The 14,697-nt window shown below is 43.5% G+C and carries 14 protein-coding genes, 1 tRNA gene and 1 pseudogene; 3 read left to right on the plus strand and 13 right to left on the minus strand.

Annotated elements, in window-relative coordinates; genetic code table 11:
• Window positions 1-678: 678 nt before the first annotated feature.
• Window positions 679-1,236: a hypothetical protein gene (locus V7K76_RS18530; RefSeq protein WP_334779933.1), complete on the plus strand. Its 558-nt coding sequence runs from the start codon at window positions 679-681 to the stop codon at window positions 1,234-1,236.
• Between the two features lie 41 nt (window positions 1,237-1,277).
• On the opposite strand, the gene V7K76_RS18535 is transcribed toward V7K76_RS18530, so the two are convergent.
• A complete protein-coding gene (locus V7K76_RS18535) occupies window positions 1,278-1,889 on the minus strand; it encodes a DedA family protein (protein WP_334779932.1) in 612 nt (203 codons plus the stop codon).
• A 149-nt stretch (window positions 1,890-2,038) separates the two neighbouring features.
• Between V7K76_RS18535 and V7K76_RS18540 the strand changes: the two genes are divergently transcribed.
• Entirely contained in the window at window positions 2,039-2,821 is a 783-nt protein-coding gene (locus V7K76_RS18540; protein WP_334779931.1) for an ABC transporter permease, read from the plus strand.
• A gap of 326 nt (window positions 2,822-3,147) precedes the next feature.
• Window positions 3,148-3,888, plus strand: coding sequence for a hypothetical protein (locus V7K76_RS18545; protein WP_334779930.1), 741 nt, complete (start codon window positions 3,148-3,150; stop codon window positions 3,886-3,888).
• Here the strand turns inward: V7K76_RS18545 and V7K76_RS18550 are convergent.
• The 12 genes and pseudogenes from V7K76_RS18550 to V7K76_RS18605 form a co-directional block, all read right to left on the minus strand.
• Window positions 3,875-4,036, minus strand: a pseudogene (locus V7K76_RS18550) (ATP-binding cassette domain-containing protein); the annotation flags it as partial. The gene V7K76_RS18545 and the pseudogene V7K76_RS18550 overlap by 14 nt on opposite strands.
• Window positions 4,037-4,150: 114 nt before the next feature.
• Window positions 4,151-4,224 (minus strand) — tRNA-Val (locus V7K76_RS18555).
• A gap of 437 nt (window positions 4,225-4,661) precedes the next feature.
• A complete protein-coding gene (locus V7K76_RS18560; RefSeq protein WP_334779929.1) occupies window positions 4,662-5,282 on the minus strand; it encodes a hypothetical protein in 621 nt (206 codons plus the stop codon).
• Between the two features lie 61 nt (window positions 5,283-5,343).
• A complete protein-coding gene (locus tag V7K76_RS18565) occupies window positions 5,344-6,444 on the minus strand; it encodes a DMT family transporter (protein ID WP_334779928.1) in 1,101 nt (366 codons plus the stop codon).
• A 9-nt stretch (window positions 6,445-6,453) separates the two neighbouring features.
• A complete protein-coding gene (locus V7K76_RS18570) occupies window positions 6,454-7,833 on the minus strand; it encodes an LLM class flavin-dependent oxidoreductase (RefSeq protein WP_334779927.1) in 1,380 nt (459 codons plus the stop codon).
• Between the two features lie 214 nt (window positions 7,834-8,047).
• Complete coding sequence (locus V7K76_RS18575) at window positions 8,048-8,641, minus strand: glutathione S-transferase family protein (protein WP_334779926.1); 594 nt, start codon at window positions 8,639-8,641, stop codon at window positions 8,048-8,050.
• Window positions 8,642-8,695: 54 nt separating this feature from the next.
• Window positions 8,696-9,391 (minus strand): hypothetical protein, encoded by a 696-nt coding sequence (locus V7K76_RS18580; protein WP_334779925.1) that lies wholly within the window; start codon window positions 9,389-9,391, stop codon window positions 8,696-8,698.
• Between the two features lie 296 nt (window positions 9,392-9,687).
• The gene (locus tag V7K76_RS18585) at window positions 9,688-10,602 is read right to left on the minus strand and encodes a TauD/TfdA dioxygenase family protein (RefSeq protein WP_334779924.1); all 915 of its coding nucleotides are present in this window, start codon (window positions 10,600-10,602) and stop codon (window positions 9,688-9,690) included.
• 98 nt (window positions 10,603-10,700) lie between these two features.
• The gene (locus V7K76_RS18590) at window positions 10,701-11,501 is read right to left on the minus strand and encodes an SDR family oxidoreductase (RefSeq protein ID WP_334779922.1); all 801 of its coding nucleotides are present in this window, start codon (window positions 11,499-11,501) and stop codon (window positions 10,701-10,703) included.
• 29 nt (window positions 11,502-11,530) lie between these two features.
• On the minus strand, window positions 11,531-11,878 hold the full coding sequence (locus tag V7K76_RS18595; protein WP_334779921.1) for a hypothetical protein: 348 nt from the start codon (window positions 11,876-11,878) through the stop codon (window positions 11,531-11,533).
• Window positions 11,879-11,893: 15 nt separating this feature from the next.
• Window positions 11,894-12,841, minus strand: a complete 948-nt coding sequence (locus V7K76_RS18600; RefSeq protein ID WP_334779920.1) for a zinc-binding dehydrogenase — start codon at window positions 12,839-12,841, stop codon at window positions 11,894-11,896.
• A gap of 373 nt (window positions 12,842-13,214) precedes the next feature.
• Entirely contained in the window at window positions 13,215-14,669 is a 1,455-nt protein-coding gene (locus tag V7K76_RS18605) for a DICT sensory domain-containing protein (protein ID WP_334779919.1), read from the minus strand.
• Window positions 14,670-14,697 lie beyond the last annotated feature (28 nt).

A 14,697-nucleotide genomic window follows, 5' to 3' on the forward strand; every position in this document is an offset into this window, starting at 1 on the left:
GCTAATATTCAAGACTTCTTTGGTTGACTCGATGGCGATTCATTTGCCGCCGAAGTTGAGATATTTATGCTACCAACTGCTGCACATTTTAATACAGCACTGAGCGGTCGGCGATGCCTGAGGTTGGGCTACATCTACGCGAATAAACTATAAGTTTTTATACTATACTTACAAAATTGCTACAATTATGCTTGGTCTTTTTAGTTACTATTCATGGTGAGTCGTTTTTAACTAGTGTTCAGTTTATAAACTGTCACTCACTAGATCCCCGGTATTCTTGCAAAAGAGATATTCTTAGTTAGTGCAAGGAGTGATACCATTTCACCAAATGTTTGTCACAAGTTATCCCCGTAATACTCCCTCCTCAGGGAGCGTTGCAGATTTCAAATGTTGCATCAAACAAGTGAGTTGGTATAAGCTTTTACGAGAAAGCGCTTGAGTGAGCAAAACCTCAAGCGCTTTTTCGTGTATAAATAAAATAGTATAACTCTCTGGACGCTGATACAGCTATTTTTAAATACACAGATACCAGGGAAGGAAACTACTAGTATAATATTTACTGCAATACATATTTCATAGCTTGAGTATTAGTGCGATCGCTTCATCTGTTAAATACGTAATTTGATACTCCAAATGGGTATTACAAATAAGTACTTCAGATGAAATAGGTTTTCAAAGATGATTTTCAGCTTCAGAAATACTAGTGCTGTGTGTGCCGTATTTTTATTAGTCAGCGTTAACAGTTTGCACGAGTCAGCCATAGCTACTATCAACAAGCAGTCCCAACTGATAGCACAGCAGAGTAAAACCCAGTCACACTCGATTTTTAAAACTATTCTGCCTAAATTAAAGCAAAAGACTCAAATTAAGATATTATTACCGAAGTTTATTCCTGAGTCGGATGGAGAAAATCCAATTTACGCAATTATAGAAGCTGCTACGAAAAATAATTATGATATTCTATTGGGTTTCAGTCCCGACTGTAGTGGTGGAACTGCTTGCCGTTTGGGGGTGCTTTCGGCTGAAGCTGTAACCCGCAAAACACCCCGACTGACTGGTAAACCTGTATCTCTAGCTAAGGGTATCACTGGCTATTTTGTAGATTTTGCTTGTGGTGCTAATTGCTCAGATGCTACCTTGACTTGGAGACAACAGGGTGTGCAATATATTGTTGGGTTGAAAGCAGGCGATCGCACTTCTCTAATAAAAATGGCTAATTCTGCGATTAATCCCTAGCTAACATCAGAGTAAGATTGTACTTCCCAGCGAAACAGCCGTTAACCTTTATTTGCTCGACTTTCTTGTATCAGATGAAAAATAGATGGCACTAAAGAAATAACTATAATTAATCCAATAATCGGTAACAAATACTTATCTACCTGTTCAGCTGGCAGAGATTTTCCTAAGAAAAACCCTAAAAAGGTGATGCCGAATGTCCACAATAATCCGCCGATTAAGTTGTAAGACATAAATGTTCGGTAATGCATCGAACCCAGTCCAGCCACAATCGGCGCAAAAGTGCGAATAATTGGTGTAAACCTCGCCAATACCAGCGTTTTCTTGCCATGCTTCTCATAAAAATCCTGGGTTTTTACCAAGTGTTTTTTATGAAAAAACCATGAATCTTCTTTCTGAAATAATTTTCTGCCAAATCTGTGTCCTGTAGCGTAGCCAACATTATCACCAAGGACTGCACAAACAAAAGCACCAAAAACCAAAACCCAAATGTTAAACCCTGATATCGGAGAAGATGCGAGAAATCCAGCAGTAAATAGCAAACTATCTCCCGGCAGAAAAAAACCAATTAGCAAGCCAGATTCGGCAAAGATAATCGCCCACACCCCAAAGTAGCCAATTTTTGTAATTAGGTCTTGTAAATCTAAATGCATAAAATCTTTTACCGTTAAACAATAAGCCTAAAATATCTTAACGTTTAGCAATTTTCCTGAATAAAAAGTAATATTAAATTTACATAAACTTATTGTGTGAACTTGGAAAATATAATAATAAATTACATGTTTTATGGTAAGGGTGCAAAATGCCAAGATATTTGAAAGTATTAAGACTATTTTGGGGTACTGCGATCGCCGCAGAATTGGAATATCGAATTAATTTTTTTATAGCTACCCTCAGCAGCTTGGGAAATCTTGTCGGCAGCCTCTTTGGGCTATTTTTATTTTACCGGACTGGCTACACTTTTAGTGGCTGGACATGGGAAGCAGCTTTAGTGGTTTTAGGAATTTTTACCTTACTCCAAGGATTTTCTGCTACTTTTCTGTCGTCGAACTTAAATCGTATTGTCCGCCATGTGCAGGAAGGCACTTTAGACTTTATTTTATTAAAGCCTATTCGCAGTCAGTTTTGGCTTTCCACTCATACCCTTTCACCTTGGGGACTGCCGGATCTAATTTTTGGTAGTATTATCATTGGCTATGCAGGTAAACGCCTCGGTGTAGGAATAGACGGCTATCTACTTGGTTTGTTGCCGTTATTGTTCAGCTTAGTAATTTTGTACAACCTGTGGTTTATGCTGGGAGCAACAAGTATTTGGTTCGTAAAGATATACAACGCTACCGAAGTACTGCGTGGTTTGTTGGAAGCTGGGCGATATCCTATTGCTGCATATCCCACTGCTTACCGCTTTTTTTTCACCTTTGTGATGCCAGTAGCTTTTTTAACTACTGTACCAGCCGAAGTGCTGTTGGGTCGGAGTGAAATTAGCTGGTTGATAGGTGCGGCAATATTAGCAATATTGTTGTTTTTCGCTTCTACTTGGTTTTGGCAGTTTGCGTTGCGGTTTTATACTAGTGCTTCGAGTTGAAAAAGGGATTGGGGACTGGGGATTAGGGAGTGGGGACTGGGGACTGGGGACTGGGAACTGGGGACTGGGGACTGGGAAAATTGTTCGGGGATTCAGACCACTACCCAAGTTTTGTTCGCGCAGCATTCGCACGAGAAGAAAACTCTTTCCGTGTCCCCAGTTCCAAGTATTGAATCCCGAAGCGCCATTCCTGCCCGACAAGAGGCGCTGAAGTCGTCTTTTTCCTGGCGCGACCCGTTAAAATAATTCGTAATTAATCATGACACTCATAAGTAATTAAGCAGATATCATATAGGAATCCGATTTCAGCCTCGGTGAAATGTTCTATGGCATCTCAAATAGACGTAAATGTTTCTAATAGAGTTTTACAAAGCTTGCAAAATGTGAAAGATTTTGTAGGCAGAAGTGTTAACTCTCTAAGTAACTCAGCACAACAAGTTGGGGAGTCTTTGAAGGCAACAGCAACTACAACTACTGATAGAGCAATTAATACAGTTACAACAAGTTTAGAGCAAACTTGGCAAACTGCTGATAAATTTAAAAGTACAACATCGGGAGCAGTTAAAGATGTAATGGCGTCTTCTGTAAGTGATTGGCTGATACAACACCCGATATTTTTTAGGTTAGTTCAAATACTAGGTTGGGCGACTAATCACCCAATTATTAGTATAGTGGTTTTGCTGTTTGCGATCGCTCTCATCGGGAGCATCATCAAAGCAATTGTCCGCTTGATTGAAACAGCTAGTTGGTCAATACTGCAAGTTCCGTTAAAATTGCTTCAGGCTTTGATTAAAGTTAGCTTTCTATCATTGGCTAAAGTTGGCAGTTTTACTTTTCAACAAATCACAGGTGCTAAACAAGCTGATAACATACCAGCTTTGCCACCTGAAAGTTTTCAACCGAATAAACAACAACGATTAGTAGAAATTTCTCAGCGATTGGAAGCAATTCAAAAGGAACAGAATGAGCTTTTACAAGAAGCTGCCGACTTGATTACTTCTGACACTATTGATATAGAAATATCAAATATTAAACAGCTAAGAAGCGTTGAATCACATCTTGGCTGAGTTCATCCAAGACGAGTAATTGAGGTTCTCCCATTAAAGCACGTGCGATCGCTAATTGTTGCTGCTGTCTCCCACTCAAATCACCACCCATCCCCGAAAGTATGGTTTTTAACACTGGGAATAAGCTAAAAACTTCCTCTGGAATTTCTGCAAAAAAGTTCATGTGTCCGTTGTCCACGGGGTATTACAAGCATAAGCTGTCTTTTTTGGACAACAAATGCTTGTTCTCGCACGACAATAAAAATTAGTCACTGTACAACAATGGACGTAACTGGATTCGAACCAGTGACCTCTACGATGTCAACGTAGCGCTCTAACCAACTGAGCTATACGTCCTTAACCACACAATTATCAATATTAGCATATACTTCTCTGATAATGCAAGATAAATGTTCAAATCAGATTAACTCTATAAGCCAATACGGTTCAGTTAAGGATAATCGTAGGTTGGGTGGAACGAAGTGAAACCCAACAAACCCGCGAAAATGTTGGGTTTCGTTCCTCCACCCAACCTACGCATCTGAGGGGTTTTTGGCGCTAACTGAACCGTATTGCTCTATAAGCTTAATCAACACTAACTTTTCATGGAATGAAACAAACAAGTCAAATCCTCTTCCCTCCTGACTTGAAAGTGCTGAGTGCTGAGTGCTGAGTGCTGAGTGCTGAGTAAAAATACTAGCTCCCAGTCCCCAGTTATTCTTTCATTCAAAGCTGTGCAACTTGTTTCATCAGGACTGCCTCCAGCAAGACTACTTGATTTCCTGAAAGTGCCTTTAAATTTCTCGAATCCAAAATGCCAAGCCTCCTCCCCGACCACGAGCCGCAATAAAATCTTCTGTGACTAAAAAAAAGGCAAAGAAGGGTAGTTTAGCTATAGACTGGTTGTGAAAATCTTCTGTTTGAACTTTACCAGAACCGATTGCTCTGTTATAAACAACACCACCAAACAGACTAATAATCATCTGGTTAAAGTCAAACGCCAATAAATTTTTCTTACCTAAATATTGCACTGGGCCTGTGAGCTTCAATAAAAATCTGCTAAATTCAACCTGATTAGCAATTTCGCCTCTGCCTGAATCCTGTTCCAAAGCTGAATTAAAGGAAATATAGATTGCTATAAACTTGGGTACATATAAACCCTTGCCTAATACAATTCCCCCACGCTGTCTGATTTTCTTAGTGCCAGTGGCAAAGCAAAGTTGCCATTTACCTAAAAGAGACTCAAACGGATAAGTCAATCGTTGCCGTTTGGCAGCTTTTTCTGCTTGTAGCAAAGCATTTACTAATATTTCAGTGCTAGGGCGTGTACTTCTCTGTCCTCGATATGCAGCCGTAGCCTCGGATAGCACGGTAACAAAGTCAAATGTCGCTGTAGATGTCAAATCAGCTGTCATGTAGGCACTCTAGATTTAACTATTTCTTTGACTTTTATCATAGATTGTAGCGTTGATCTGTTCAACTTCTAATTTTGAGCGATTTCACAAAGCCTTCGGCACTAAGTAACGCGATGCCCAATGTGACAACACCAATCCCTACACTCTGAATCACGTTTAAAGTTTCGTTAATGCTTATCCATGCAACTAGCGCTGTCAATGCTGGACTGCTAGAGCCGATTATGGAGGCGGTAGATGCGCCAACCATCCGAATTCCCACATTGTTTAAAGTGTGTCCGAGAAAGCTGACAAGACCCGAAAATATGCTACCAATCCATAGGGGTGTCCAATCAAGTTGGGCGTTTTTACCTGGCCAGAACAGTAAACTAATACCAGAGAGTAGTAGAGTGCAGGCAAAACTGATCCAGGTAAAGGGAATTGGATGGAATTTTTCTAAACATTTTTGAGCAATGATGCAATAAAAGGCGTAAACAATCCCAGCAGCAAAACTAGCGAAAATGCCGATCGCAATGGTATGACTGCTATAGGTAGCAGAAGATTGGGGAATGGTGAGAGCGCTTCCCACCAGAATAATAGCCATTACCAGCCAACGGAACAATGTGGGGCGTTGTCCAAAAAACCTCCATGACAGCAGCGCTGTAAATACGGGATAAGTGAAGAAGAGGGTCAAGGCAATGCCTGTGGGAATCAAGCCAATAGCAATGTAGAGTGAGGCAATATATACAAACATCAGCACTCCACAGCCAAGAGCTTGGATTAGAACATCCCTGCGCTTGCGGGTGAACAAGTCTTGGAGTTCTGTCCAAGCAGATGGATATAGCTTGAATGATAGAGATGCCATGAGTGGAACCACCAGCAGCATTCGCATGAACATCAGCAAGAAGGAATTCTGCAAATCCGGTTTAACGTATCCACCGATTAAAAATAAACCTAGTACGAGATGTTCTGAAAACAAAACTCGGACTGTAACGTTGTGAAACGTCAAAACAAAGGAGGATAGTAGAACCGTTAAGATGCCCAACACGATAAAAAGTTTCCTTAGAGACGACTTGATTGTATTGTTAAAACCACTGGAATAACAAACCAGATGAAGTTTGAGTAAATCAAAGCCGTCGCTTAAAGAGACGCGATAAATCGCCGTCTCTACAAGGAATTTATCCATCAATTATTACTATGCCAAGGAACCGACGCTCACAGGTTCAGGAGCAGTTTTTGTGGTGAATTGGTTCACTGGACGAGGCAAACCAAGATTTTCACGTAAGGTACTACCTTCATACTCAGTACGAAATATTCCTCGGCGTTGCAGTTCGGGAATTACCAAGTCTACGAATTCCTCTAAACCTCCAGGTAGCCAGGGCGGCATGATGTTAAATCCATCAGCCCCACCATTAACAAACCAATCTTCTAACTGATCGGCAATGTGTTCTGGTGTTCCGAGAATTGTTCGATGTCCTCGCGCTCCTGCAATCCACAAATACAGTTGTCGGATTGTTAAATTCTCTCTGCGGGCAAGATCGGTGATCAACTGCAAGCGGCTTTTGCCACCGTTGGTATCTGGCAGATCCGGCAGCGGCCCATCTAGGGGATATTTGGACAAATCATGGCCACCCACTAGACCAGAAAGCAGCCCTAATCCGACCAGGGGATGGATCAACTCCTGAAGTTGCTCATATTTATCCTTAGCTTCCTGCTCAGTCTTACCAATTACCGGGAATACCCCTGGCATAATTTTGAGATGGTCAGGGGAACGTCCGTATTTAGCCAATCTCCCCTTGACGCTGGCATAAAAGGCTTGAGCTTCTGCCAATGTCTGTTGTGCAGTGAAAATCGCCTCTGCTGTTTGGGCAGCTAAATCCTGTCCAGCCTCGGAAGATCCAGCTTGTACAATTACTGGATATCCCTGCGGTGGACGCGCCACATTGAGCGGGCCGCGTACCGAGAAATATTTGCCTTTGTGGTGGGGAATATGCAGCTTTTCTGCATCGAAGTAAATACCTGACTCCTTATTGTGGAGAAAAGCATCGTCTTCCCAACTGTCCCAAAGTTTGGTGACAACATCCACAAATTCCCTCGCCCGTTCATAGCGTAGCGAGTGTTCTAGGTGGTTTTCTTGGCTGAAATTCTGCGCTGCGGCTTCAGCAGCAGAGGTGACAAGATTCCATCCGGCACGACCACCACTGAGATAATCTAGTGATGCAAACTTGCGGGCGAGATGAAAAGGTTCATCATAAGTCGTTGATGATGTCGCCACCAATCCAATATTTTCTGTCACCGTAGACAGAGCCGACAATAAGGTTAAAGGTTCAAAGTGGACACTGAATTGTCCCGAACGGCTAAATGCCTCAGTCCCTTGCCCTCGATCCCAGACAGCTAAACCATCTGCGAGGAAAAGCATATCAAATTTACCCCGTTCAGCCGTTTGTGCCAGCTGCTTGTAATGTTGGAAGTTTAGACCTCCATCAGCCGGGGTATTGGGATGTCGCCATGCTGCGACGTGATGACCACTACCGGGTAAAAATGCTCCGAGTTTAAGTTGTTTTTTTGTACTCATGTTTGTATTTGCGAGGGTGTACTTATACTTTTTTCGTTCTCTTGTTTGGAACGAGAAAATGTTAGTTATTAGGCAATACGGTTCAGTTAAGGCTAAAACTCTTTGTCAAATAAAATTTTTTTTAACGAACCGCCAAGGACGCCTTCGCGCAGCGTCTCGTCAGAGAAGGACGCAAAGAGAAGAAAGAAATGCTTAACTGAACTGTATTGAGTTATTAGGACTCTGGTCTTGTTGCTTGGATGGAGGGTAGTTTAGAGAATTCATCGTACCAATGAGCAAGTTTTGGATATTTTTGCCGCCATTGGAGATCGGGAAGACGGATTTCTAATCCAAGTGCAGAGGCGAGGGTTATATGAGCAAGTTTAGGAGTTTGGTCGAGTTTATCTGATATCTTCTCGAAGTAGTCCAAAATTCTCAACGCCCGCTCACGCTCAAACTCAATCATCCCAGGAGACTGTTCGCTGTGAGGACGCCTTAACTCCCGCACCCAGACAGCAATGCCATCTATGAACCCACCAGTCGTACCTTCAAGTTGCTGTAAAAAGCCATTAGAAATCTCAGCAACTAGTTTGATCTCAGGATTTAAGTGATTCAGATAGACGCAAATTATACGTGTTTCACTCAAGATAAATCCGTCGTCAGTCGCTAGTGTTGGTACTTTACCTGTAGGGTTGTAATTCAATAGGTCGCTGTTTGGATCTCGTGCAATGACTTTTTGCGTTTCGATCTGATTGCTGAGATTCAATTCTATTATTGCCACCCGTGCAATGCGTGCATAGGGTGAGTTAGGTGTATAGAAGAGTTTCATAAAAAAGCGCGATCGTCATTAGATACTGGGTTCAAACGTCTATCGTTTTAACAATTACGAATTAGGATGATTTGCTCTCAAGAAGAGAATCGGTTCTGCCAAGTTATTGTTTTTCAATAAAGCATCGGCATACTGCACAGGATTAGATTCTGCAAAGTAGATTCGTTGTGCAGCATGATATCGCTGACGATATAGACGAACTGCGTTTTCCCAAGACCCAAGCCGTGCTGCATCCCTATTTACCCCGCGCTGCTCGGCCACCTCAAAATCTGTATCTATATAGATACGATAATCAAAGTAAGAGACAATCTCTGATCGTAGCAGGAAACTGGCAGCAAAAAGAAAAATATCTCCAGGATTGGCTTTATTAAGTGCCTCTTCCACTGGAGCATCTGTTTCCAAATCGAACCCACGTGCCTGGTAGATTAAATTACCTCCAGGCGCGAGTGGTTCAAGCACAAGCTTTTTGAGGAGCGGATAGTTGTAGGCATCAAAATAGTAGCCTTCAGCCGAATCACGACCTCGGCGATGGCGCAGATCGCGTGGATTATGGAAATCATCCACTGCAATGTGAACAGAACTTCTTCCACGTCTGGTTAATATCTGCGCTAGCTCCTGTGCCAAAGTGGATTTGCCACTAGCAGTAATGCCTGTCACCGCTACTTGCAGAACACGAGAAGGCAGAGCTTCAGCACGCTCGATTAAAGTATCCGCTATTGTTTTCAAAACAGTAGCGCGTGTATCACCCATGCATCGCTCCTCTGCCCAGTATGGAACTTGCTTTACTACCGAATGGCACTAAGTTAAGATACAGCCCTTGCCCTGACTGGTTCCCAGCCTGGAGGCTGGGAACCCATTCTGGGAGGCTCCGCCTCATCTTTCTTGACCACAGGCGGAGCCTCTCGGAATACATTCCCAGCCTGGAGGCTGGGAACGAGGCTACACAGGCTTTTGGGCTTTTCTTAGTGCCATTCGCTTTACTACCAATGAAACTTCTACTTCACAGAGATTGTCTAGCTGGTATTTTATTTTTACGCGAGTCCCTATTACGCAGTCACTGCCTCACGTCGATTGTATTCAGAAGCATCTCCCTTGATCGCCTCACTTTGTTTACCATCGATGCCCACTGGGAGATCGCCGACAATTGTCACTCGTTGAACGTGGCGGGGCTGGTCGCCGTAATCTGCGATCGCATAATGTTGAGTAGCCCGATTATCCCAAAAGGCTACGTCACCAACTTGCCAACGCCACCGCACTGTGTTCTCAGGACGTGTAATATATGCTTGCAACAGCCGCAGAATGTCATCTGATTCAGTTGTTGATAAGCCACGGAACTGGCGCACAAATCCGCCGATGAATAGCCCACGCTCCCCAGATTCGGGATGGACGCGTACAACTGGGTGCAGAGTCTCGTATACAGTGGAGGTGAAGACAGCCCGGTAAGCCTTGGCATCTTCAGGTAGATCAAATGCAGTGGCATAGTCGTATTTGTTGCTATGTACTGCCCAAAGTTGGTCTGCAAGATTACGTAGATGAATAGGTAAATCTTCGTATGCAGTCACGGAGTTTGCCCAGATTGTATCGCCACCAGTTGGGGGAATGTCAAGCGCTCGTAAGATAGAGCCGAGAGGAGGACGATCTACAAATGTTACATCTGTATGCCAGCTATTGGCGCGGGAAGTGGTACGGCCATAATTCAGGTCTAAGACTTCTGGATTTTCTGGCAGTGATGGTACAGTAGGGTGGGCTGTAGTGACTTCACCAAAGCGACGAGCGAAGGCAACCTGTCCATCAGCATCGAGTTGTTGCTGACCACGGAAAAAGATCACTTTGTATTTGACTAGAGTCTTGCGAATATCACTGATGATATCATCGCTGAGGTTAGAACTCAGATTAACACCAATAATTTCAGCACCAATACGTCCTGCAACTGGTTTGATGTCAAAGTATTGAGAACCCATTTTTTTATCTCCAAGAAGTTTATGTTTTTACGGTGTTGCTGAATTCATGTAGAGACGTTGCAATGCAACGTCTCTACAAAGGTTTTGAAATCACGCTGTTAAACACCAGGGGTAGATCCGCCATCAACGATAATCTCTGTTCCTGTAATCGATGCAGCAAGATCGGACACCAAAAATAGTGCCAGCGCAGCAATTTCTTCTGGCTGGGCGATTCTTTTTAAAGGAATACTTTGGATGCTTTGTTCCTTCACTTGCTCGACGGTGATGCCTTGCGCTTGGGCATTTTGTCGCGCTAAAGTCTCAGCACGATCGGTAGCTGTAGCACCAGGAGAGATAGCGTTAATGCGAATCTTGTACTCGGCTAGCTCTTTAGAAATGCCCTTTGTGAAGTTCAGCAAAGCAGCATTGCTTGTACCACCAGCGAGGAAGTTCGGACGAGGTGTCCGTCCTGCACCGCCGATTATATTGACAATCCGGCCATCACCGCGACTTTTTTGATGGGGAACGACGGCTCTAACTAAGCGGATATAGCCCAATAATTTTAAGTTCCAAGCATCCAAAAATAAATCATCAGTGGATTCTAGGAAAGACCCAGCACGGGCTGATCCGGCATTGTTAATCAAGATATCAATTTGATTAAACTGGGCTAATGTGGTTGAGACAACTTTCTCAATATCTTCTGCTTTCGTTAAATCAGCGCTGATGGCAATAACTTTCGCGCCAGGAGTTGGTAAAGACTGGATTTCAGCTACAGCCCGATCTAAGCGTTCTTGATTGCGGGCTGCGATCGCCACATTCACACCCTCACTATAAAGTGCTTTGGCGGTGGCTAAACCAATTCCCGCACTTCCTCCAGTAACGATCGCTGTTTTACCTGATAGTTTTAGTTCTAAGCTCATACAAACTTACCCTCGAAAATGTAATTAATTTATTTGCGAACCAATAATATTGTTGATTGAGAGCCTATATTCTGGATGTCTAAGATGGCTTGATTTTCCTCAGAAGTGCAGCCCAGAAGTATTTTGATTTCTGCATCCCGTTTTTCCAAGTCAACACTACAAATGATGGCGGTAACTTTTTTGCTAGACAAACTACCTATCCAGACATCAATATCGGCTCCATCTCCAGAGCGAGTATTTTCCAAATATCCATAGTCCAACGGATAAACAAAGGATGGATAACGTGGATGTGATGTCCCTTTTGGGCGATCTATCTTGACATTACTAATGGCTACAAGCTGATCTAGTTTGAACCAAAAGTCAGTACTATCACTCATACCATCTGCGATCGCTCAATTTGAAATGTGCAATACAGCTTTGCCAGGAAAACGTCTATCGAGTAGTTGTTGGGCCACGTCAGCTATTTCTGTCCAAGAAGCTTCTAAATCAATGTGAGGATGCAACTCACCTGCTTCTACTAGACTTAAAAGCCGTTTTAAACCGACTGCTGCTGATTCAAATCTCAATTCATCGAACAGACGTAAACCATACAGGCTGACGCTACCAGTCCCAAAAAATTGAGCCGCGTTGAATGTCACTTCAGATCCCCCAGATACTCCATACAGCACAGTTTTTCCATCCTGTGCCAGTAAGCCAAGGGCTACCCCCAAAGTCTTGCCACCTACTGACTCTACAATTAGATCGTAGGGGCCGTACTCGCTGGCGGGTGAAAGGTCTTCGCCAATCACCACCGATTGCGCCCCCGCTTCTCTAACTAGAGTTTCATAGCCAGCTTGACGAATATGTGCCACAACTTGCGCTCCTGATAGTTGCGCCAATTGAATAGCGAAGTAACCTACGCCTCCTGATGCGCCTGTAACCAGAACTGTCCGACCCAAAAGTGAACCACCTTTTAACACTGCATGGTATGCAGTTAAACCCGCTACAGGCAGTGTGGCAGCTTGAGCAAAAGATACCGATGGCGGCACTTCTGCTAAGGCGTTGGTGGGAACAGATACGAGTTCTGCCCAAGCACCAGCGCGGCGCAAGCCTACTACACGCGCCCCTTGGGGAGGCCCCGATCCATCGGCGGCGGGGATTTCTACTACACCTGCTAAGTCCCAACCAGGCTGCCAACCAGCTTCAGCAGTGGTTGAACGTTTCACCTCTCCCCGATTCAGGGAAATTGCTGCTACCCGCACTAGAGCTTCATCTGGGGCTGGCTTTGGTGCAGTCACTTCGCTCAGTGCCAAACGCCCCGGCACATTGGGATCAACAATCACAGCACGTATTTTGCTCATAAGGTTGCCCTGGCTTAGAGATTAATTTCTAGTTTGTTGGTTCGCAATGTATTGTCTGTATAGTGTGTAATAGATAAATTCGCTATTGATTCTTAACTGCAAATTCCTGCAACTAGGTTAACTAAATCCATAAACTACGGTATTTCGATAAACTTGCAGTATTTTACAGAAGTAAAAAGTAAGTTATCACAGGCAGCTAGAAGAATCAAGCATTTTGTGAAAAGATTTGTTTCATCAATGGTTGGGGAGTGGGGACTGGGGACTGGGGATTAGGGACTGGGGGGAGAATAATAACTCATTACTCAGCACTCTCAAGACGCGATAAATCGCCGTCTCTACAAGTGTTTTGTTGCTCATTCTGAACTGTATTGGGTTATAAATCATTTTCTGTAGCGATCGCTTTTGGGATATTGCCAACACTTGCCAATTGCACCGTAAAGGTAGAACCTTCATATAATTTACTTTTCACAGAAATAGATCCGCCACAGCGCAGCAGCAATTGCTGTACAATTGTCAAACCCAACCCAGCACCACCATAATCTTCTGTTGCTGCTGTACGCACACGATAAAACCGATCAAAGATTTTAGGAATTTCGTTTTCGGCAATCCCGATACCTGTATCCCGGAATTCTAATTGGACATAATTGCCTTGAGTACGGGCACGCACCCATACTTCTCCTCCATGAGAAGTAAACTTGATGCTGTTGTGCAGTAAATTAATCACAATTTGCCTCAGCCCACCACTCACACACCAAACAGACGGGAGTTCAGTAGGTATGGTGTAGGCTAACATAATCCCTTTTTCTTGGGCTAGAGGTTGGTAGGTACTGACTACTCCAGGTACAATCTCTGAGAGACGCACCGACTCCAAAGTAGTCCCTTCTAAGTTGTGTTCTAACTGCACCAATTCCAACAAACCAGTAATCAGGGAATTTTGCTGATCGCACTGGGTATTTAACATCTGTAAATAACGTTGTCGCTGGGGGGGCTTGAGATTGGGGGAATTTAATAACGAAAGTGCTGTTTTCATGTGGGTGAGGGGTGTACGCAATTCCTGACACACATTTTTCAAGTATTCATCTTTGAGTTGCTCTTTGTTGTACAGTTCTTGATTTTGTAACTGCAATTTAGTAGCGCGTACTTTAACGATTTGACGATTAATCTCATCTTGCCGCAGGAGTTGTTTTGCGAACAATTGATTCATGAGTAAGGCTTGGGGGACAGCTGGGCAAATAAAACTAGCAGGTAAAATTGGGGATGATTCTGGCGTAATTGCTTGTTGGATACCATCAAATACTTGCTGAATTACTCTCCCCTCAACAGTATTTATAATCAGCAACGGCTGGTTTTTATTAGTTTTTACCTTCCCCGATGTCCGGCTTTTGGTTTTTTTAAGTGGCCGATGAGCCAAAATTAAACTACAAAACTGGGGCGATAGCACCATCAGAAAGTTTTCCCGTCGCAGTTGGCTATCGGGTGGTAGATAAACGGGGACGTGATTGCGGGATGAGGGAGATGAGGGGGTATTTACTCTTCCTTCTCCCTCATGTTCCCCATCTCCTCCTACTCTTTCCTGAATCTGGCAAGTATAGATGAAACTAGAGGCACCTACCGAAGATTGATAACGCGCTAATTCTGATTGCCAAATTTTTTCTGGTGGTAGCTTCACCCATAAAGTAGCTGCAATTTGCTCCTCAATTAGTAAATCAATTTGCGCTCTCACTAGTGATAGCAGAGTAGCAGGACTGAGGGACAATGGTTTAGGAGGCGCTTGCACTCCCATCACCAGTTGATAAACAGACAGATCCTTAGCTAGATAAACATTCATGAGTCAAGCACAAAAAGGATGAAGCAAG

This window comes from Nostoc sp., assembly GCF_036917975.1.
In the GTDB taxonomy this organism is placed as follows: Bacteria; Cyanobacteriota; Cyanobacteriia; order Cyanobacteriales; family Nostocaceae; genus Nostoc.

Coding starts and splice junctions, on each gene's coding strand:
- V7K76_RS18585 (WP_334779924.1), bottom strand. CDS start 10,602: ATGGGTTCTCAATACTTTGACATCAAACCAGTTGCAGGACGTATTGGT.
- V7K76_RS18565 (WP_334779928.1), bottom strand. CDS start 6,444: ATGGATAAATTCCTTGTAGAGACGGCGATTTATCGCGTCTCTTTAAGC.
- V7K76_RS18570 (WP_334779927.1), bottom strand. CDS start 7,833: ATGAGTACAAAAAAACAACTTAAACTCGGAGCATTTTTACCCGGTAGT.
- V7K76_RS18590 (WP_334779922.1), bottom strand. CDS start 11,501: ATGAGCTTAGAACTAAAACTATCAGGTAAAACAGCGATCGTTACTGGA.
- V7K76_RS18535 (WP_334779932.1), bottom strand. CDS start 1,889: ATGCATTTAGATTTACAAGACCTAATTACAAAAATTGGCTACTTTGGG.
- V7K76_RS18560 (WP_334779929.1), bottom strand. CDS start 5,282: ATGACAGCTGATTTGACATCTACAGCGACATTTGACTTTGTTACCGTG.
- V7K76_RS18530 (WP_334779933.1), top strand. CDS start 679: ATGATTTTCAGCTTCAGAAATACTAGTGCTGTGTGTGCCGTATTTTTA.
- V7K76_RS18605 (WP_334779919.1), bottom strand. CDS start 14,669: ATGAATGTTTATCTAGCTAAGGATCTGTCTGTTTATCAACTGGTGATG.
- V7K76_RS18575 (WP_334779926.1), bottom strand. CDS start 8,641: ATGAAACTCTTCTATACACCTAACTCACCCTATGCACGCATTGCACGG.
- V7K76_RS18600 (WP_334779920.1), bottom strand. CDS start 12,841: ATGAGCAAAATACGTGCTGTGATTGTTGATCCCAATGTGCCGGGGCGT.
- V7K76_RS18580 (WP_334779925.1), bottom strand. CDS start 9,391: ATGGGTGATACACGCGCTACTGTTTTGAAAACAATAGCGGATACTTTA.
- V7K76_RS18545 (WP_334779930.1), top strand. CDS start 3,148: ATGGCATCTCAAATAGACGTAAATGTTTCTAATAGAGTTTTACAAAGC.
- V7K76_RS18540 (WP_334779931.1), top strand. CDS start 2,039: ATGCCAAGATATTTGAAAGTATTAAGACTATTTTGGGGTACTGCGATC.
- V7K76_RS18595 (WP_334779921.1), bottom strand. CDS start 11,878: ATGAGTGATAGTACTGACTTTTGGTTCAAACTAGATCAGCTTGTAGCC.